The organism is Roseateles sp. P4_D2 (genome assembly GCF_056401875.1).
This window is the reverse complement of record NZ_JBFUIM010000005.1, coordinates 189517-207778: the sequence shown is the minus strand read 5'-3', so window position 1 is coordinate 207778 and position 18262 is coordinate 189517. Positions and strand designations below refer to the sequence as shown.

General features: G+C 66.9%; 16 protein-coding genes. 2 read left to right on the top strand and 14 right to left on the bottom strand.

The genetic code is table 11. The annotated features are described in order from the left end of the window. Position 1: 1 nt before the first annotated feature. Entirely contained in the window at positions 2–592 is a 591-nt protein-coding gene (locus tag AC1DW0_RS11030) for a pseudouridine synthase (RefSeq protein ID WP_477945835.1), read from the bottom strand. Further along, positions 592–1494 carry a DMT family transporter gene (locus tag AC1DW0_RS11025; protein ID WP_477945833.1) on the bottom strand — a complete coding sequence of 301 codons (903 nt, stop codon included), beginning with the start codon at positions 1492–1494 and terminating at the stop codon, positions 592–594. Before AC1DW0_RS11025 ends, AC1DW0_RS11030 begins: the two co-directional genes overlap by 1 nt. 63 nt (positions 1495–1557) lie before the next feature. Between AC1DW0_RS11025 and AC1DW0_RS11020 the strand changes: the two genes are divergently transcribed. Further along, complete coding sequence (locus tag AC1DW0_RS11020) at positions 1558–2547, top strand: quinone oxidoreductase family protein (protein ID WP_056201948.1); 990 nt, start codon at positions 1558–1560, stop codon at positions 2545–2547. Positions 2548–2551: 4 nt separating this feature from the next. Here AC1DW0_RS11020 and AC1DW0_RS11015 read toward each other — a convergent pair whose 3' ends face one another. Continuing rightward, the gene (locus AC1DW0_RS11015) at positions 2552–4021 is read right to left on the bottom strand and encodes a hybrid sensor histidine kinase/response regulator (protein WP_056201951.1); all 1470 of its coding nucleotides are present in this window, start codon (positions 4019–4021) and stop codon (positions 2552–2554) included. Between the two features lie 83 nt (positions 4022–4104). After that, a complete protein-coding gene (lspA, locus tag AC1DW0_RS11010; protein ID WP_056201954.1) occupies positions 4105–4599 on the bottom strand; it encodes a signal peptidase II in 495 nt (164 codons plus the stop codon). Positions 4600–4712: 113 nt separating this feature from the next. Here lspA and AC1DW0_RS11005 point away from each other — a divergent pair, with 113 nt between their 5' ends. Further along, positions 4713–5219, top strand: a complete 507-nt coding sequence (locus AC1DW0_RS11005; RefSeq protein WP_056201958.1) for a hypothetical protein — start codon at positions 4713–4715, stop codon at positions 5217–5219. Between the two features lie 124 nt (positions 5220–5343). Here AC1DW0_RS11005 and ileS read toward each other — a convergent pair whose 3' ends face one another. The 10 genes from ileS to AC1DW0_RS10955 form a co-directional block, all read right to left on the bottom strand. Beyond that, positions 5344–8166: an isoleucine--tRNA ligase gene (gene ileS / locus AC1DW0_RS11000; RefSeq protein ID WP_056202503.1), complete on the bottom strand. Its 2823-nt coding sequence runs from the start codon at positions 8164–8166 to the stop codon at positions 5344–5346. A gap of 73 nt (positions 8167–8239) precedes the next feature. Then, positions 8240–9256 carry a bifunctional riboflavin kinase/FAD synthetase gene (locus AC1DW0_RS10995; protein WP_056201961.1) on the bottom strand — a complete coding sequence of 339 codons (1017 nt, stop codon included), beginning with the start codon at positions 9254–9256 and terminating at the stop codon, positions 8240–8242. 21 nt (positions 9257–9277) lie between these two features. Next, entirely contained in the window at positions 9278–10015 is a 738-nt protein-coding gene (locus AC1DW0_RS10990) for a 16S rRNA pseudouridine(516) synthase (RefSeq protein ID WP_457352854.1), read from the bottom strand. Continuing rightward, complete coding sequence (locus tag AC1DW0_RS10985; protein WP_056201967.1) at positions 10012–10566, bottom strand: DUF3617 domain-containing protein; 555 nt, start codon at positions 10564–10566, stop codon at positions 10012–10014. The genes AC1DW0_RS10990 and AC1DW0_RS10985 overlap by 4 nt, the downstream gene beginning before the upstream one ends. A gap of 49 nt (positions 10567–10615) precedes the next feature. Beyond that, on the bottom strand, positions 10616–11743 hold the full coding sequence (locus AC1DW0_RS10980) for an acyl-CoA dehydrogenase family protein (RefSeq protein ID WP_457352852.1): 1128 nt from the start codon (positions 11741–11743) through the stop codon (positions 10616–10618). A 16-nt stretch (positions 11744–11759) separates the two neighbouring features. Beyond that, complete coding sequence (locus AC1DW0_RS10975) at positions 11760–12959, bottom strand: acyl-CoA dehydrogenase family protein (RefSeq protein WP_457352850.1); 1200 nt, start codon at positions 12957–12959, stop codon at positions 11760–11762. A 145-nt stretch (positions 12960–13104) separates the two neighbouring features. After that, positions 13105–14013, bottom strand: coding sequence for a PEP-CTERM sorting domain-containing protein (locus tag AC1DW0_RS10970; RefSeq protein WP_056201975.1), 909 nt, complete (start codon positions 14011–14013; stop codon positions 13105–13107). A gap of 172 nt (positions 14014–14185) precedes the next feature. After that, a complete protein-coding gene (prsT, locus tag AC1DW0_RS10965; protein WP_082532908.1) occupies positions 14186–16990 on the bottom strand; it encodes an XrtA/PEP-CTERM system TPR-repeat protein PrsT in 2805 nt (934 codons plus the stop codon). Between the two features lie 56 nt (positions 16991–17046). Further along, on the bottom strand, positions 17047–17607 hold the full coding sequence (locus AC1DW0_RS10960; protein ID WP_457325664.1) for a retropepsin-like aspartic protease family protein: 561 nt from the start codon (positions 17605–17607) through the stop codon (positions 17047–17049). 110 nt (positions 17608–17717) lie between these two features. After that, complete coding sequence (locus AC1DW0_RS10955) at positions 17718–18206, bottom strand: YajQ family cyclic di-GMP-binding protein (protein ID WP_056201983.1); 489 nt, start codon at positions 18204–18206, stop codon at positions 17718–17720. Positions 18207–18262 lie beyond the last annotated feature (56 nt).

Below are 18262 nucleotides of genomic sequence, written 5' to 3'. Positions count from 1 at the left end.
CTCAGAACTCCGGTGGGCTGATGAAGTGATGGTCGCCGATTCGCAGTTCGCTGGCATGCAGCAGCAGGCGTGGGCTGGCGGCAGCGATGTCGGGCGCGGCATAGAGCGTGTCGCCCAGCATGGCATGCCCGATGGCGGCGAAATGCACGCGCAATTGATGGGTGCGACCGGTCAGGGGCTCGAGGGCCACGCGCGTGTGATCGCCTTCATGGCCGAGCACGCGCCAACGCGTCTGCGAGGGCTTGCCGTGTTCGAAGTTGACCTGCTGGCGCGGCCGGTTGGGCCAGTCGGCGCCGACCGGCAGGTCGATGAGGCCTTCGCCCTCGAGATGGTCGGCGACGACGGCGATGTAGAGCTTGTCGATGCGGCGCCCGGCGAAGTCGGCGCTGAGATCGCGTTGGGCGTCGAGGCCGCGGGCGAACAGCAGCAGGCCCGAAGTGGCCTGGTCGAGGCGATGCACGACCAACGCGTCGGGGTAGAGCATTTGCACGCGTGCGCTGGCGCAATCGGGCTCGCGGCGGCCCGGCACGCTGAGCAGGCCGGCGGGCTTGTCGATGACGACCAGGCGGTCGTCGGCGTGCAGCACCCGCATCAACGTGAAGAGACGAGGATGCCTGCTGCGATCAGCGCGAAGGCGACTCCGTGATACCAGGCCGGCGCGACGCCCAGCAGCGCCGCCGAGATGACGGCGGCAAACACCGGCGTGAGATTGACGAAGAAACCGGCCAGCGCCGGCCCGGCCTCGGCCACGCCCAGGCCCCAGCAGCGGTAGGCGATCAGCGACGGGCCGATGGCGACATAGGCGAGCACGGCGACCAGGGTCGGGCTCCAGTGGATGGAGGCCGGTGCAACGCCCTGTTCCACGCCCGCCGCCGCGCCCGAGAACACCACGCCAAACATCAGCTGGGCCATCAGCATCTCGGCCCAGTTCCAGTCCGGCCGTTCGCCGGGGCGCAGCCCGCGCACCGGCCGCGCCAGCATCCAGGAGTAGATGGCCCAGGTGAAGAGGGCCAGGAGCATCAACAGGTCGCCGGGTACAAATTGCACGGCCAGCAGGGCGGCGGGGTCGCCGCGTGCGATAACGACGGCCACGCCGAGCAGCGACAGGGCTGCGCCGGCCAGCTGGCGGCGAGTCGGCTTCACGCCGTAGAAGACGGCACCCACGCCGAGCATCCAGACCGGCATGCTGGCGGTGATCAGCGTGACGTTCAGCGGCGACGAGGTGTGCAGCGCCAAGTATTGCAGCGAGTTGTAGCAACCCATGCCAAGAAAGCCCAGCCAGGCCAGACCACGCCAGCGCTTCAAGGCCTCCCGCGGGTCGGCCAGCAGGCGGCGGGCCAGCGGAGCCAGCAGCACGAAGGCGAGCAGCCAGCGCAACGCGTTCAGCGCCATCGGCGGGATGTCGTTGCGCACCATGCGGCCGATGACGGCGTTGCCGGCCCACAGCAGTGGTGGCAGCGTCAACAGCAGAGCAAGGCGTGGGGTCAGTTTCATCAGGCGCCGCCGCGTGGGCCAAAGGGCTGGCACGATACCGGACTCGCGAACAGGAGACGCCGCATGAGTGAAAAAGCCGTTGTCATCGAAGCTCCGGGCGGGGCCGAGCAACTGAAGCTGATGGACGTGGAGGTCGGCGCCCCAGGTCCGGGCGAGATCCGCATCCGCCACGAGGCCTGCGGGCTGAACTACATCGACGTCTACCACCGCAACGGCACCTACGCCTTGCCGCTGCCGGCGCGGCTGGGCATGGAAGGCGCGGGCGTTGTCGAGGCGGTGGGCGAGGGTGTCACCCACCTGAAGGCCGGCGACCGCGCGGCCTATGCCAGCAATCCACCGGGGGCATACGCGACCGCTCGTGTGATGCCCGCCAAATGCGTGCTCAAACTGCCTGACGCCATCGATTTCGAGACCGCCGCGGCCATGATGCTCAAGGGTCTGACGGTGCAATACCTGCTGCGCAAGACCCTGCCCCAGGGTGGCCTGCAGCCGGGCGACTTTGTGCTCTTTCACGCGGCGGCCGGCGGTGTCGGGCTGATTGCCTGCCAGTGGGCGCGCGCACTGGGCCTGCAGCTCATCGGCACCGCAGGCAGCGACGAGAAATGCCAGCTGGCGTTGGACAACGGCGCGGCACATGCCATCAACTACCGCCGTGATACGGACTTCGCCGCCAAGGTGCGCGAGATCACCGGCGGGCGCGGCGTGAAGGTGGTCTACGACTCGGTCGGCGCCGACACCTGGGAGGGCTCGTTGAACAGCCTGGCGCCCTTCGGCCTGCTGGCCAGCTTCGGCGGCGCCTCGGGCCCCGTGCCGCCCTTCAGCGTGAGCACGCTGGCGGCCAAGGGCTCCGTCTATGTGACACGGCCGACGCTGTTCACGCACATCGCCACGCGCGAGGCCACGCAGGCCATGGGCGACGAGCTGTTCGAGATGGTGGCCAGCAGCCAGGTCAAGATCCGCATCGACAAGCGCTATGCATTGGCGGACGCGGCCCAGTCCCACCGCGATCTGGAAGCCCGCCAGTTGGTGGGCAGCGCCGTGCTGCTGCCCTGAAACTTTAAGCCGGCGCCCGGCCGAGTTGCAGCTCGAAGCTGAAGGAGGAGCCGACGCCGGGCTCGCTCTCGACGGTGATCTCGCCACTCATCAGACTGACGAGTCGCTGCACGATGGTCAGCCCCAGGCCCGTGCCACCGTAGCGGCGCGTGATGCTGCCATCGGCCTGGGTGAAGGGGTCGAAGATCTGGCCGATCTGGTCGCGCGTCATGCCGATGCCGGTGTCGGTGACGGCCACGCGCAGCCGCAGGCGGTCGGGGCCGTCACCGTCGCGCGCGTCGGCCAGGGCGATTTCGATGCGCACTTCGCCGCGCTCGGTGAACTTCAATGCGTTGCCAATCAGGTTGATCAGCACCTGACGCAGCCGCAGCGCGTCGCCGACCAGCCACGACGGCACGCCGGGCTGTACGCGGGCGTGCAGCTGGATGCCCTTGTCATGCGCCTGTAGCAGCAGAGGCTGCAGGGATTCGCCGAGGCAGTCGTGCAGGCTGAAGGGCTGCTCGTCGATGACGATGCGGCCGGCCTCGATCTTGGCCACGTCCAGCAGGTCGTTGATGATGGTCATCAGCCCCTTGGCCGACTGGTGGGCCATGCCGATGAAGCGGCGCTGGCGCTCGTTGAGTTCGGTCTGCAGCACCAGTTCGGTCAGGCCGAGCACGCCATTCATCGGCGTGCGGATCTCGTGGCTCATATTGGCCAGGAAGCTGCTCTTGGCCTGGCTGGCAGTCTCGGCGGCCTCGCGTGCGGCGACCAGGGCCGCCTGGCTGGCCTTGAGATCGGCGATGTCGTGGGCATTGAAGAGCATGACCGTGTCGCCAGTGACCGGGTCGCGCATGGGCCGCGCGTCCAGTGCATGCCAACGCAGGCCGGCCAGCGTCTGCAACTCGACGTCCTGGTGGCAGGTCTGGCCGCGCTCCACGCGGCCCAGGATGCTGGCGGCATCGCCAATGTGAGCAAACAGGCGGGTGAACTCGGTCTGGTCGGGGCCGGGCGGCGTATCACCGAACGTCAGGGCCGCGGCCGGGTTGCGCATCAGCAGTTCGCCCTGGCCGAGGCCGAAAACGGCGATGCGCACCGAGGTGTGTTGCACAGCCTCAACGCCGCGCAGCATGGCGAGATCGGCACCACCGCCCAGCGAATCGGCCGCGAACAGCATGACCTGACGGCGTTCCGGCGTGCGCATGCCGCGCGACACCAGCATGACCGTCGTCGGCTCGCCCTTGGGATAGAGAGTCCACTGCTCGCGGACGATCTTGCCCTGCGCATGGTCGGCCGCCGTGACGGCCAGGCGCTCGCGCACGGCATCGCCATGCTCGGAAAAGTCGCGCGACAGGAATTCCTCGGCGCTGTCGGCATGCCAGAAGCGCAGGGCTGCGGCATTGGCCCAGAGGTTGCGCTGTTGTTCGGGGTCGAAGACCCACAGAGGAACGTCGAGCCAGTCGTAATGGCTCAGGCTGGCGAAGTCGAGGAGCATGTGGGCGCGTTGAGAGGCGCGCGATTGTCACCGCTCGTCACATCTGTCGCCCGTGAACTACTGCGCGGCCGCGCCGCGCAGGTTCAACCGCGGCGCACTCGGCGCAATTCGTCCAGGATCAGCAGGATGGCGCCGACGGTGATGGCGCTGTCGGCGACGTTGAAAGCAGGGAAATACCAGCTTCGAGCGTGAACCTGGATGAAGTCGACGACGTAGCCGTGGATGGCGCGGTCGATGACATTGCCTAGCGCGCCACCCAGAATCAGCGTCAACGCCCAAGCGAACAGCTTCTGGTGGCCGTGGCGGCGCAGCATCCAGATGATGAAGCCGGCCGCGGCCAGGCCCAGGCCGAGGAAGAACCAGCGTTGCCAGCCGGAGGCGCCATGCAGGAAGCTGAAAGCGGCGCCGAAGTTGTGGGCGCGCACGACGTCGAAGAAGCTGGTGACTGGGTGCACGTCACCGAGCTGGAAGGTGCGCAGGATGAGCACCTTGGTGAGCTGGTCGGCCAGGATGATGAGGGCGGCAATCAGCAGCCAGGAAGTCAGGCCGGAGGACGAGGACGACGAGCGAGAAGGCATGGAATGGGGTCGCGAGGCGAGGGCCGCCAATGTAACTTGCCGCCGAGCCGGGGCTTGTAGGCGCAGGAGAAGCGGCGTAGAAGCGGAACTCTCCCTGCTCGCTGGAGGATCCCATGCGAAAGCGCATCTACTGGTTGCTGCCCCACCTGAGCAGCGCGCGGCGCACGATGGACGAGCTGTTGCTCGCCCGCATCACCGAACACCACATCCATTTCGTCGCCGCCGAAGGTGCCGCGATGGACGGTCTTCACGCGGCCAATGTGCTGCAGACCTCTGACCTGGTCGAGGCGGCCCAGAACGGCGCGCTGATCGGCTCCGGCCTCGGCGCCGCGGGCGGCGTTGCGGCGGCCCTGGCGATCAGCGCGGCCTCTCCGGCGGCGGTCGTCATCGGCCTGGCGGCCGTAGGCGCCATGCTGGGCACCTGGTCGTCCAGCATGATCGGCAGCTCCACGCCGAGCCGGCGCTTGAAACGCTTCGAGGCGGCCATCGAGCAAGGCCAATACCTGCTCATCGTCGACGTGCCTCGCTCGCGCATCACCGAGATCGAGGAACTGCTGGCTCGCACCCACCCCGAAGCGCACTTCGAGGGGATGGAGCCGAACGTGCCTGCGTTCCCGTGAGCCCCTCGTCCGGCCTCAGCCCCCGAGGGGACGGCGATGCATGCGGCATTGAGCCGCATGCACATCGCCTGCGGGCCGACTTGGGACGGCCCGGCGTCGGTCCGCGTCAAAAACCAGCGCGTGCTTACGCGACGGTGCGGGTCTCGCCCGCGCCGTAGAGGTTGCTGTCGCAGCGCCCGCAGAGCGTCGGGTGAGCCGCAATGCTGCCGACGTCGGCGCGGTAGTGCCAGCAGCGCTCACACTTGGCATGGGCGCTGGGCGTGACGACGACGCCCAGTTCGCCTGCTGATGCCAAGCGCACGGCCGACGTGATGAAGACGAAGCGCAGGTCGTCACCCAGGCTGGCCAACAGCATCTGGTCCTGCTCGTTTACCTTGAGCACCAGTTCGGCCTGCAGCGAGGCGCCGACAGCACCCGTCGTGCGCACCGCCTCGATGGCCTTGTTGACCTCATCGCGGATCTCGTGGATGCGATGCCATTTGGCCAGCAGCGCTAAATCCGTCTTGCCGAAGTCCCAATAGGTCTCCGTGAAGATGCTCTCGCCCTTGCCGAAGATCGTCCAAGCCTCCTCGGCCGTGAAGCTGAGGAAAGGCGCCATCCAGCGCAGCATGGCGTGCGTGATCTGCCACAGCGCCGTCTGTGCGGATCGGCGGGCCAGGCTCTTGGGCGCGGTCGTGTAGAGGCGGTCCTTCAGCACGTCCAGGTAGAAGGCGCCGAGGTCCTCGGAGCAGTAGACCTGGAGTTTCGACACCACCGGGTGGAACTCGTAGCGCTCGAAGTGGCTCAGGATGTCGGCCTGCAATTCGGCGGCACGAGCCAGCGCGTAGCGGTCGACTTCCAGCAGATCGCCGGGTGCGACCGTGTCCGTTGCCGGGTCGAAGTCGCTGACGTTGGCGAGCAGGAAGCGCAGCGTGTTGCGGATGCGGCGGTAGCTGTCGACGACGCGGGCCAGGATCTTTTCGTCCAGGCCGAGGTCGCCCGAGTAGTCGGTTGCGGCCGTCCACAGGCGCAGGATCTCGGCGCCGAACTTGTCCGACACGGCTTGCGGCGCGACGACGTTGCCCATGGACTTGCTCATCTTGCGGCCCTGGCCGTCAACGACGAAGCCGTGCGTCAGCAGCCCCCGGTAGGGCGCGCGGCCATAGAGGGCGCAGGCGATCAGCAGCGACGAATGGAACCAGCCGCGGTGCTGGTCGTGGCCTTCGAGATAAAGGTCGGCCTCGGGGCCGCTGTCGTGGCCCGCTCCCTGGTGGCTGCCCTTGAGCACATGCTCGAAGGTGGAGCCGGAGTCAAACCAGACGTCGAGGATGTCGTTGCCCTTGGTGTACTGGGCCGCCTCAGCACCCAGCCACTCGACGGCGTCGAGCTTGGACCAGGCCTCGATGCCGTTCTGCTCCACCAGCTGGGCCGCGCGCTCGATGAACTCCAGCGTCTTCGGATGCGCCTCGCCCGTGTCCTTGTGCAGGAAGATAGGCAGCGGCACGCCCCAGCTGCGCTGGCGGGAGATGCACCAGTCGGGACGGCCGGCGATCATGTCGTGCAGGCGGGCGCGGCCGTTCTCGGGGTAGAAGCTGGTGGCTTCGATAGCGGCCAGCGCGGTCTTGCGCAGGCTGTCGGGCGCCTTGTTCGTCGTGAACAAGCCGTCGCCCTCATCCATGCGCACGAACCACTGCGCCGCCGCACGGTAGATGACCGGCGTCTTGTGCCGCCAGCAGTGTGGGTAGCTGTGGGTCAGCTTGCTTTGCGCCATCAGGCGGCCGGCGTCCTGCAGCGCCTGGGCGATGACGGGGTTGGCCTTCCAGATGTGCTGGCCGCCGAACAGCGGCAGGTCGGCGGCGTAGGCGCCGTTGCCCTGCACGGGGTTGAGGATGTCGTCGAAGGCCAGTCCGTGGGCGACGCAGGACTGGAAGTCGTCCAGGCCATAGGCGGGTGCGGAGTGGACGACGCCGGTGCCGTCTTCGGCAGTCGCGTAGTCGGCCAGGTAGACCGGGCTTTCGCGGTCATAGCCGGGGTCGACGTGGGCCAGCGGATGCTTGAACTTCTGCAGCTCCAGCTTGCGGCCTGGCACCACGGCGACGACGCTGCCTTCGAGCTGCCAGCGCGCCAGGCACTTCTCCACCAGCGCCTCTGCGACGACGAAGTAGCCCTTGGCCGTGTCGACCAGCGCGTAGGGCAGCTCGGGGTTCAGGTTGAGCGCCTGGTTGGCGGGGATGGTCCAGGGCGTGGTCGTCCAGATGACGGTGAAGGCGTCCTTCGTCAGCGGCGCCACGCCAAACGCGGCGGCCAGCTTCTCGGGCTCGGCCGACAGGAAGGCCACATCGACGGCCGGCGACTGCTTGTCCGCGTACTCGATCTCGAACTCGGCCAGGGACGAGCCGCAGTCGAAGCACCAGTACACAGGCTTCAAGCCGCGGTAGACGAAACCGCGCTCGAACATCCGCTTCAGCACGCGGATCTCGCCGGCCTCGTTGGCGTAGTTCATCGTCTTGTACGGGTTGTCCCATTCGCCCAGCACGCCCAGGCGCTTGAAGTCCGTGCGCTGGCCGTCGATCTGCTCGGTGGCGTAGGCGCGGCTCTTGGCCTGCACCTCGTCGCGCGGCAAGCCGCGACCGAAGGTCTTCTCGATCTGGTTCTCGATCGGCAGGCCGTGGCAGTCCCAGCCTGGGATGTAAGCCGCGTCGAAGCCCGCCAGCTGGCGCGCCTTGACGATCATGTCCTTGAGGATCTTGTTGGCCGCGTGGCCGATGTGGATCTGGCCATTGGCATAAGGCGGGCCGTCGTGCAGCACGAACTTCGGCGCGCCGCAGCGGGCGTCGCGCAGGCGCTTGTACAGGCCTTGCTCGTCCCAGGCCTTGACCCAGCCCGGTTCGCGCTTGGGCAGGTCGCCGCGCATCGGGAAGGGCGTGTCGGGCAGGTTGAGCGTGGAGCGGTAGTCCGGGGTGGTCATGGCATGCGGCCAGGCGGCGTGCCTGGCGATCAAGAAGCGGGGAGGGCGGAGCGAAGAGCGGCGGGGAGCCGCTTCAAATTCGGTCGCGCGTGGTCTGGCGTCGCTGGGCGGCGTGGGTGGCCAGGAAGGCGCGCGCCGCCGCCGTGTCGGCTGCGATGGCAGCCGTGAGCGCTTCAAGCCCGTCGTACCTGGCTTCGTCGCGAAGTTTGTGCAGCAGTTCCACGCGGGCGAGTTTACCGTAGCCCCCCTCGGGGCCGAGGGGCCACCGCAGGCAATGCACCTCCAGCAGCACGCGGCCGGCATCTTCGACGGTGGGCCGCCGGCCCAGGCTGGCGACGCCCGGCAGCGGCTCGGGCGTCAGGCCATGCACCAGCACCGCGAAGATGCCCTGGGCGGCCGGCTTGTCATGGTCGAAGCGCAGGTTCAAGGTGCGAAAGCCGTCGGCCGCGCCGGGGGCGCTCTCGCCCAGTTGGCGGCCCAGCTTGCGCCCGTGCGTGATGTGGCCCGAGATGGCATAGGGCCGACCCAGCAGCGCCGCGGCGGCCGCCATGTCGCCCGCGGCCAGCGCCTCGCGCACGGCCGAGCTGCTGACGCGCAGGCCGTGCACCTCGTAGCTCATCATGCGGGCCACGTCGAAGCCGCGCGCCTGGCCGGCGGCATCCAGCGTCGCATAGTCGCCCTGGCGCTTGGCACCAAAGCGGAAGTCGTCACCGACCAGCACATAGCGAGCGCCCAGGCCGTCGACAAGCACCTGGCGGATGAAGTCCGGCGCCGGCAGTGAGGCCAGGGCCTCGTCGAAGCGCAGGATGACGACCTGGTCGACACCGCAGCGCTCCAGCTCCACGAGCTTGTCGCGCAGATTGGCGATGCGGGCGGGCGCGAGTTCGGGCTTGTGGGCCTTGGCGGCGAAGAAGTCGCGCGGATGCGGCTCGAAGCTCAGCACGCAGGTCGGCAGCCCGCGGTGGCGGGCCTCGGACTGCAGCAGTGCCAGCATGGCCTGGTGCCCACGGTGCACGCCGTCGAAGTTGCCGATGGTCAGTGCGCAGGCAGGTGCGATGCCGGGGTGGTGGAAGCCTCTGAAAACTCGCATGGGCTCATTGTCCCCGCTGCGTCATTGGCCCCAGACCTCCGCAGGGCTCGCCACCCAGCGCCATTGGCCGGGCGCCAGGTCGGCCGGCAGCGTCAGCGCGCCGAACTGCGGCCGGTGCAGGGCCTCGACGCGGTTGCCGACGGCCGCGACCATGCGCTTGACCTGGTGGTATTTCCCTTCGACAAGGGTCAGCCGCAGCAGCGTCTCGTCGGCGATCTCGGCGCCTTCGGCCTTGCTGATCTCGGGCGGTCGCTGGAACTTGGCCGGAAGCTTGCTCTCTGGCTCCTTCAGCTCGACGCCGGCCAGCAACTGCTCGACCATGGTCGCCGTCAGCGGATGCTTGCAGCGCGCTTCGTAGACCTTGGGCACATGGTGCTTGGGCGAGGTCAGCTTGTGGATCAAGGTGCCGTCGTCGGTCAGCAGCAGCAGGCCGGTCGTGTCTTCATCGAGCCGACCGATGGGCTGCACGCCGCGCTCGCGCAGCGGCGCTGGCAGCAGGCTGAGCACGCTGGGGTGGTGCTTGGGCTTTTGCGAGCATTCGTAGCCGGCCGGCTTGTTCAGCAGGATCAGTGCCTTGTCGTAGCAGGGCCACTCCAGGCCACCGACCGTGAAGCGCATGCCTTGAGTCTCGAACTCGGCCTCCGGGTCGTCGACGACTTCGCCGTTGACCGACACCTCGCCGTTCCATACCAGCCCTGCGCACAGGCGCCGCGTTCCGAAGCCCTGGCTGAAGAGGATCTGTGAGAGCCGCTGCTTCACGGCGTGGCTTTGGGCCGAGCCTGAATGGGCTGGATGTTGCCGCAGTCGGCGCTGATCCAATGGCCTTCGCCGCTGACGGCCGTGGTCACGGTCTTGCCGTCGCGCTGGCGGGTCAGCTTGACGTCGCTGGTGAAGGCGGTGTTGCCTTGCAAGGTGGTCGTGCCCTCACCCTCGGTGGCCGGGTCGGTGCAGACGAAATGGCTGTGGATGACATTGCCGCTGCGGCGGACATCGTGGGTGCAGTTGCCGGCCGGATGAGAGGGCGTGAGGTCGCGCTTGACCTGCTCCTCGGTGAGGCAGCTCTTGACAGTGACCGCACCACCCGCGAAATCCATGCTGACGCCGCGCTTGGCCATCATCTCCTGCATCATCTGCTTCTGAGCCGGGGGCATGCTCTCCATGGCCTTCTGGGCCTTTTCCATCTGCGCCTTGCGCTCGGGGTCGACCTGGGTGGTTTGTTTCATCTCCCACAGGCCCGGCTTCATCATCTGGGCCGAGGCGGAAGTCGCCAGCGCGACCAGGGAAAGGGCAATACAGCGAGCAGCGATCATGGCAAGGTCTCCCGAATGAAAGCGTGGTGAGACCTTGGCTCCTTCACGCTCAGGCAAACACGCCCGCAGTATCCAACATGCTCTGGCTGACCTGACCCAGGTGATGCATGGTGTCGCCCCATTGCATCTCCATGACGGTCAGGCGCTTGAAGTAGTGGCTGCCGGCGTACTCGTCGGTGACGCCGATGCCGCCGTGCAGCTGGGTGCACTGCTGGCCAACGAAGCGCATCGAGTTGCCAAGCTGCACCTTGGCCTGCGACAGCGCGCGGCGGCGCACGGCGGGCGTGTCGCCCAGGCGCAGTGTGGCGTAGTAGCTCATCGAGCGGGCCAGTTCGAGCTGCATCTTCACGTCGGCGATACGGTGCTTGAGCGCCTGGAAGCTGGAGATCACGACGCCGAACTGCTTGCGCGTGTTCATGTACTCGACGGTCAGCGCGAGGTACTTCTCCATGACGCCGATGGCCTCGGCAGCCTGCGCGGCAATGCCGATGTCGGCGGCCAGTTCCAGCAGGGCCAGGCCTTGGTCGGGACCGGCGATGAGCTGGGCGGGCGTGTTGTCGAAGTGGACCTCGGCCGCGCGCGAGCCGTCATAGAGCGAATAGGGCCGCGTGTGCACGCCAGCCGCCGAGCGCTCAACGAGGTAGAGGGCAACACCGTGCGGGGCGTCGTCGGTGCCGGACACGCGGGCCGGCACGATGAAGGCGTCGGCGACGTCGCCAGCCGGCACCAGGCTCTTCACGCCGGTCAGCTTGCCGTCGACGGCGCGCGTGGCTACCTGATTCAGGCGGTAGCGCGATTTGGCTTCCTGGTGCGCGAGCACGACGAGGGCCTCGCCACCGGCGATGCGTGGCAGCCAGGCGGCCTGCAGTTCATCGGGCGCGCGTCCGAGCAGCGCCGGTGCGATCAGCGCGCCCTGCGCCACCGGCTCCATGACGAGGCCGCGACCGAGCTCTTCCATGACCACCATCGCCTCGACGGCGCCGAAGCCCATGCCGCCGTGTGCCTCAGGCACTGCCAGCGCGGTCAGGCCCAGGCCCGCCAGGCCGTCCCAGGCGGCGCGGTCGAAACCGCCAGCGCGCTCGATCTTTGTTCGGCGCTCGAAGGCGTAGTCCTTGTCGACAAAGCGGCGCACCGCGTCGCGCAGGGCTTCCTGGTCTTCACTGAAATCGAAATCCATTTGTCCTGTCTCCCGCTCAGCCAAGCACCGTCTGCGCGACGATGTTGCGTTGCACTTCGTTCGAGCCGCCGTAGATCGTCGTCTTGCGGACGTTCAGGTAGTTGCCGGTCAGCGGGATGGCGTGCGTGGCGCCGCCGATCCAGGCACCGCCCAGCCACTGGTCACCTTGCCAGCCGGCCTCCATGGCCTCGTGCACATAGGGCAGGGCCAGCGGGCCACCGGCCAGCATCATCAGCTCGGTGTAGCGCTGCTGCAGTTCGCTGCCGCGGATCTTGAGCAGGCCCGCGACGTCCAGCGGCTGCTTGCCGGTGCGCTCGCCCGAAAGCACGCGCAGCACCATCATCTCCAACGCGACGACGTCGACTTCGCACAGCGCGATCTGGTCGCGGAAGCGCTGGTCGTCCATGAGGCCTTCGGCCTTGGCGATGCGCTTGAGCCGCTCGAGTTCGCGCTTGGCGCGGTTCACGTCGGCGATGTTGGTGCGCTCGTGGGAGAGCAGGTGCTTGGCATAGGTCCAGCCCTTGTTTTCCTCGCCGATCAGGTTCTCGGCGGGCACCTCGACGTTGTCGAACCAGACCTCGTTCACCTCGTGCTCGCCGTCGAGCATGATGATGGGCTTGACGCTGACGCCGGGCGTCTTCATGTCGATCAACAGGAATGAGATGCCGGTCTGCGGCTTGCCTTCGGTCGATGTGCGCACCAGGCAGAAGATCCAGTCGCCGTACTGGCCCAGCGTCGTCCAGGTCTTTTGGCCGTTGACGATGAACTTGTCGCCCTGGCGCTCGGCGCGGCACTTCAACGAAGCCAAGTCAGAGCCCGAACCGGGTTCGCTATAGCCCTGGCTCCACCAGACCTCGCCGCTCATGATGCCGGGCAGGAAGCGCTGCTGCTGCTCCGGCGTGCCAAAGGCCATGATGACCGGCGCGACCATGACCGGGCCGAAGGGCACGATGCGCGGCGCGCAGGCCAGCGCACATTCCTCTTCGAACAGATGGCGCTGCACGGCGTTCCATCCTGGGCCGCCGAACTGCTTGGGCCAGGCCCAGCCATGCCAGCCCTTGGCGCCGAGGATCTTGGCCCAGCGCTGCAGATCGTCCTTGTTCAAGCGCAGCGCGTTGCGTACCTTGTGGGCGATATCGGCCGGCAGGTTGGCGCGCACCCAGTCGCGCACCTCGGCGCGGAAGGCCAGCTCCGCATCGGTGAAGTTGAGGTCCATGTCTCGCCGTATTGTCGTGATGGGAATACCCGGCTTTTAGCACGGTCGTTCGCATCCTGGCTGTCCGGCCTGGGACAGAACAGCGAGCTGGTTTCCAGAAAGCAGAAAGCCGCCCGGAGGCGGCTTTCAGTCGAGATGACTCGGATCAGGCGGCGAGCTTTGCCTTGCGGCGACGCAGGCCGGCGACACCGACCAGAGCGACGCTGGTCAGGGCCAGCGAGGCGGGCTCGGGCAGCTTGAGGTTGGTGCCACCGCAGACGCCCTTGGAATCGACGGCTTGCGTGCACTTGGTGCCGGCCACGGCGTAGAGCTTGAAGAAATCGTCGCCATTGGTCAGCGTGGCGCGGTTTTCGGTCGCGATGCTGTTGGCGCCACCGGCCGTCTGAGCAAAACCGGAGTTGTAGGCGCTAATCAGCCACCAGCTGGACGTCTTGCCGGCGCCGTTGACCGAGTTGTAGGGATTGCTGGTGTCCTGAACCATGTCGCCATAGTTGCCAACCAGTTCCCAGCCAGCCATCGTGCCGGCTGCAGCGCCAGTCAGCGTGGGCGCTGCGGCACCGGTCCAGCGGAACACGGACACATCAACCAGGCCGGTGCCGACTTGCGTGGTACCTGCACCGCAGGTGCCGCCGTTCTGGTACGTCATCGCCTGCGTGGTGGTGTTCTTGCAGCTGATCTCGACGTTGGACGTGAAGCCAAGGCCGACGCTGCTCAGCACGGTCGAAGCGCTGAAGCTCAACAGCACCGCCTCGGTATTCTGGTTATTGTCCAATGCGTGATAGGGCGAGCCGTTGTCGGTGCCGGTGTACATGCCCTGGCCGTTGCCCGCGAACTGGGTCAGCGCGCTGCTGGTCCAGTTGCCATTGACCTTGTTGTTGACGTCGTTGGAGGCGTAGAAGCCCGACATCTGAACCGTGTAGGCGGCGTTGCCGCTATCGCCGACCGTGGTGGTGGGCGTGGTGTCCAGGCCCCAGTAGGCTTGGGCGCTCGAAGCCAGGCTCAAGCCGGCGACGAGGGCGCTCAGGGCAATCCAGCGGGACTTTTGGGCTTTCATCGGTTTTCCTTTTGGGCTGTCACCAGCTTTTATTCGCATTCGAGAGGTTTCTAGCAAGCTTGATGCCAAACCAGAAAACTCCTTGACTTTCAATGTCTTGCCAATTTGATCAGGGTGGTGACTGTTGGAAATTGTAAGAACAACCGACAGCCAAATAAGGCCTTTCGCCCCCTCAGTTGAGGGTGGCCAGCAATTTCTTGGCGTCCTCGGCCGAGGCAAAACTCACGGTGCGCAAAGCGGCGCGGAGTTCCTCGCGCGCTTCACCGCTGCGCCCCGCCTTGGCGAGCACCGCGGCAAGGTGGTAGCGAATGTCGGGGTTGTCGGGCGCGCGCAGGCGGGCGTCGCGCAGCAATTGCAACGCGCGATCGGGTTTCCCGGCGAGGTGGTTGGCCCAACCGGCGGTGTCCATCAACATGGGGTTGCGGATGTCGACCTTGTAGGCGCGCTCGGCCATCTCCAAGGCGCCGGGGTCTTTCGACTCCATCAGCACGTTGGCGAGGTTGTTCAGCGTTTCGGCATGGTTGGGACGCTGCTTCAGGATGGCTTCGTACTGCTTGCGCGCAGCGGCGAAGTCGCGCGCGTGCAAGTGCTGCACAGCGACGGCGTTGCGCACCGCGAGGTCGCTGGGGCTGCGCTTGAGCCAGGCGTCTCCCAGCTCGACGGCGGCCTTGGGACCACTCTGGTTGCCGACGGCGCGCATCAAACGCACCAGGCTGGCCTGGGATTTCTCGATGTCATGGGCCTTGCGCAGCGCGTCGATGGCGGCCGTGGCCTGGCCCCGGTAGGTGGCGACTTCGGCAAGCAGGTTGTAGCCGAGCGCCGACTTGGGCGCTGCCTGGATGACCTGTTTGGCGCGCTGCTCCGACTTCGCCGCATCGCCCTGCGTCAGCTCGATGCTGGCGAGCATGGCCTGGGCCGGCAGATAGTCGGGGTTGCCGCTCAGAGCCTTGTCAAGGCTGTAGGCAGCGCCGGCGTAGTCCTTGATGCCGACTTGCTGGCGCGCGACTTCCAGCAGGCGCGGTGCATCGAAGGCGGCGCGGCGGGCGGCATTGGTCAATGTGGTCTTGGCCCCGGCCGCGTCGCCGTTGGCAGCCTGGGCGCTGGCATAGGCCTGCAGGGCTTCGACATCCTCGGGCAGCTTGGCCAGCAAGAACTTGGCCGCGTCGACCGCGCGGGCCGGCTGGCCTTTGCGCAGGTGCCAGGCGACGAGGGCGAAATTGGCGCGCGTTTCGCGGGCGCTGCTGGCCTCTGCGGCACTTTCCAGCCATTTGAGTGCCTCGTCGTCCTTGCCCCACAGTTCGTTCAGCAGGGCCAGTTCGAACAGCACATTGGTATTGCGCTCGTCATTTTTCAGAACTTCCCGCAGCCGCTTGTTGGCGGCTTCGAAATTGCCAGTCACGGTGTCGATGCGAACCAGGCCCAGGCGGGCCTCCATCAGCTGCGGATCGAGCTTGAGCGCCTTCTCATAGCCGGAGCGTCCGCCGGGATAGTCGCCCGCCTGGGTCTTGGCATAGGCCTGGACCATGAGGACGGTTGCATTGTTCGGGTTGGCGCGCGCCAGGGTATCGGCCACGGCCAGGGCCTTGGGGGCCTGGCCTTCGCGCAGATACAGGGTGACCAGCGCCAGCCCGGCATAGGTCTGCTTGGGGTCGCTCTTGTAGGCCTTGGCAAGTTCGTCGGCTGCGGGTGTCGCCTTCCCGCTTTGCAGCAGGGACAGGCCCAAAGCCGTGCGGTACTCCGGCGAATCCTTGGCCTTGATCGCGTCCTGCATCAGCGCGACGGCGCGCGAGTGCCGCCCCTGGCTCATGTGGGCGGAAGCCAGCATCAGCAATGCCTGGCCGTCGCCCGGCCGGGCCTTCACGTAGGCGTCCAGCAATTCGACGGCGCGGTTGACGTTGGGTTCCTTCAATGCGACCTGGGCCAGCAGCTTGACGAGAGGGCTGCCGGGTTGCTGGCGGGAGGCCAGTTCCAGGAAGGGCTTGGACTTTTCCAGCTCGCCCAGGCTGTAGTGCGCCAGGCCGTTGAGCATCAGCAACTGGGTGCGGTAGCGGATGTACTCGATGGGGACGGGGTCCAGCAGGTCGGTGATCCGTTTCAACGCGGCCCGTGAAGTGGGCGCGTCGTTGGCGCGCTCGGCCAGCACAGCACGCAGATAGGCGCCGCGCGGATCGTTGGGCTTGATGGTCTGGAGCTCGTTGACCTCGGCCAGCGCCTCGGCGTCGCGGTTCAGGTCGATCAGCAGGCCGGCGCGGCCCAGGTGGGATTCGGCATGCTTGGGCTGGGCCTTGAGGGCACGCTCATAGCCGGCCAGCGCCGGGGCGACCTGGCCGTTGGCATGGAAGACGGATGCCTTTTGATAGAGAGCCTCGGCGTTGTCGGGTGAGAGCTTGAGTGCCTGGTCGGCCGCGGCATGGGCCTCGTTGAACTGGCGCCCGCGCACCCGCAGCGGGACTTCGGCGATCCAGCTGTTCACGTCGCTGGTGTTCAGCGCACGTGCATCCAGCACGCTTGCCAGTGCGGCCTTGGTATCGCCCATATCGGACTGAGCCAGAGCGCGCTCCAGCATGAGCTGCTGTTGGATGCCGGATGGCAGGCCGGCGGGCTGAATGCGTGGGTCCTCCAGCGCCTGGGACTGCTTGCCCTGGGCATTCAGCGCCATGACCAGGGCGACGGCAACCTCGGCGCGGTTGACGCCCATGCGGATGGCCTCGCCCAGCTCGAATTCGGCCGCCGCCGGCTGGCTGTCGGCCAGCAAGGCCTTGCCCAGCAGCACGTGGACCGAGAGCTGGCTCTTGTCGGCCTGCAGCGCGTTCTTCAGCTGCACGATGGCGCCGGGAATGTCCCGCTTTTCATACCGCTGCAGAGCGTCTTCGTAGAAGCGCGAGGCCTTGGCGGCGTCCTGGGCGAGCGCGGCGGGGGCGCCGGCAATCAACAGGGCGGCCAGCAGGCCAGACAGCAAGGCGGGTTGAAGGGGCATCGAGGCGGACCGGCTAGGGAGGGGCGCCGGATTCTTGCAGAAGCCGCCCGCTGCTATCAGTGCTGCAGCTCCAAAGTCATGACGTCGTTCTCGCGCCGCATCTGGAAGCGGTTCAGAAAGCTGTTGCCAAGCAGCACATGGCTCATCAGGCCGGGGATGACGATGGCCTCGACGTCGCGAACCTCGACGCTGCCGATGCGCACGCTCGCCAACTGGAGCTGATAGGCCGGCACGACGCCATTGGCCGTCTGGGTGACGATGCGCCTGCCGTACATATAGCGCAGGCCCAGCTTTTCGGCCTCGATCTGGCCGATGGAGATGCTGGTCGCCCCGGTGTCGACGAGGAAGCTCGTGACCTGGCCGTTGATCATGCCCAGCGTCGTGAAATGTCCGCCGGGGCCTACGGGCAGCACGATCTGGCGCGGCGGCGCGGCATTCTGCGCAAGCACTCGGCCCGGTGCGGCGCCGAGGGCGAGAGCCTGGCGCCGACCGCCGTATTCCACGACGGCGCGACCATCCTCCAGTGAGATCAACCGGACGCCCTTGACCATGGCGCCGACCTCGACAGTGCGCGGCTCACCGTCGATGACCAACAGGGCCGCGCGTGATCCCAGCATGCCGTTGAGTTGGACCTGCGATGGCGGGGGTGGCAGCGGCTGCGCCGGGGCGCGGCTCGTGGCCAGCAACAGGAGAAGGGGCGCAATGAGCCCCGTAAAGCGGCGCATGCTCAATCGCGGAAATTGTTGTAGGTGAGCGGCGTGTCGCTGAAGTTCTTCTTCAGGTGGGCGATGCCGGTCTGCAGGTCGTCGCGGTTCTTGCCGGTCACGCGCACGGCATCACCCTGGATGCTGGCCTGGACCTTGAGCTTGCTTTCCTTCAGCGAGTTCACGATCTTCTTGGCCAGCGCTGCCTCGATGCCTTCCTTGATCTTGTAGACCTGGCGCACCTTGTCGCCACCGAGCTTTTCGATCTTCTCGGCCTTGTCGAGGAAGCTGATCACCACGTCCTGCTTGGTCAGCTTGCCGTACAACACAGCCTCGATCTGCTCCAGCTGGAACTCGCTGTCGCCCGTGGCGTGGATTTCCTTGTCCTTGAGCTCGACCTTGGCGCCCGTGCCCTTGAAGTCAAAACGGGTGCCGATTTCCTTGATGGCGTTGTCCACGCCATTGCGGATCTTGACGTGATCGGGCTCGAGAACAGTGTCGAAGCTGGGCATTTGGGAGGTCGGTAGATGAATCGGCGAAAATTTTGCTGTTTGCGCGCCGCGCAAAC

Bases quoted from the DNA above. Each gene is read 5' to 3' on its own strand.
- AC1DW0_RS11030 (WP_477945835.1), bottom strand. From the start codon at position 592: ATGCGGGTGCTGCACGCCGACGACCGCCTGGTCGTCATCGACAAGCCC.
- AC1DW0_RS11025 (WP_477945833.1), bottom strand. From the start codon at position 1,494: ATGAAACTGACCCCACGCCTTGCTCTGCTGTTGACGCTGCCACCACTG.
- AC1DW0_RS11020 (WP_056201948.1), top strand. From the start codon at position 1,558: ATGAGTGAAAAAGCCGTTGTCATCGAAGCTCCGGGCGGGGCCGAGCAA.
- AC1DW0_RS11015 (WP_056201951.1), bottom strand. From the start codon at position 4,021: ATGCTCCTCGACTTCGCCAGCCTGAGCCATTACGACTGGCTCGACGTT.
- lspA (WP_056201954.1), bottom strand. From the start codon at position 4,599: ATGCCTTCTCGCTCGTCGTCCTCGTCCTCCGGCCTGACTTCCTGGCTG.
- AC1DW0_RS11005 (WP_056201958.1), top strand. From the start codon at position 4,713: ATGCGAAAGCGCATCTACTGGTTGCTGCCCCACCTGAGCAGCGCGCGG.
- ileS (WP_056202503.1), bottom strand. From the start codon at position 8,166: ATGACCACCCCGGACTACCGCTCCACGCTCAACCTGCCCGACACGCCC.
- AC1DW0_RS10995 (WP_056201961.1), bottom strand. From the start codon at position 9,256: ATGCGAGTTTTCAGAGGCTTCCACCACCCCGGCATCGCACCTGCCTGC.
- AC1DW0_RS10985 (WP_056201967.1), bottom strand. From the start codon at position 10,566: ATGATCGCTGCTCGCTGTATTGCCCTTTCCCTGGTCGCGCTGGCGACT.
- AC1DW0_RS10980 (WP_457352852.1), bottom strand. From the start codon at position 11,743: ATGGATTTCGATTTCAGTGAAGACCAGGAAGCCCTGCGCGACGCGGTG.
- AC1DW0_RS10975 (WP_457352850.1), bottom strand. From the start codon at position 12,959: ATGGACCTCAACTTCACCGATGCGGAGCTGGCCTTCCGCGCCGAGGTG.
- AC1DW0_RS10970 (WP_056201975.1), bottom strand. From the start codon at position 14,013: ATGAAAGCCCAAAAGTCCCGCTGGATTGCCCTGAGCGCCCTCGTCGCC.
- prsT (WP_082532908.1), bottom strand. From the start codon at position 16,990: ATGCCCCTTCAACCCGCCTTGCTGTCTGGCCTGCTGGCCGCCCTGTTG.
- AC1DW0_RS10960 (WP_457325664.1), bottom strand. From the start codon at position 17,607: ATGCTGGGATCACGCGCGGCCCTGTTGGTCATCGACGGTGAGCCGCGC.
- AC1DW0_RS10955 (WP_056201983.1), bottom strand. From the start codon at position 18,206: ATGCCCAGCTTCGACACTGTTCTCGAGCCCGATCACGTCAAGATCCGC.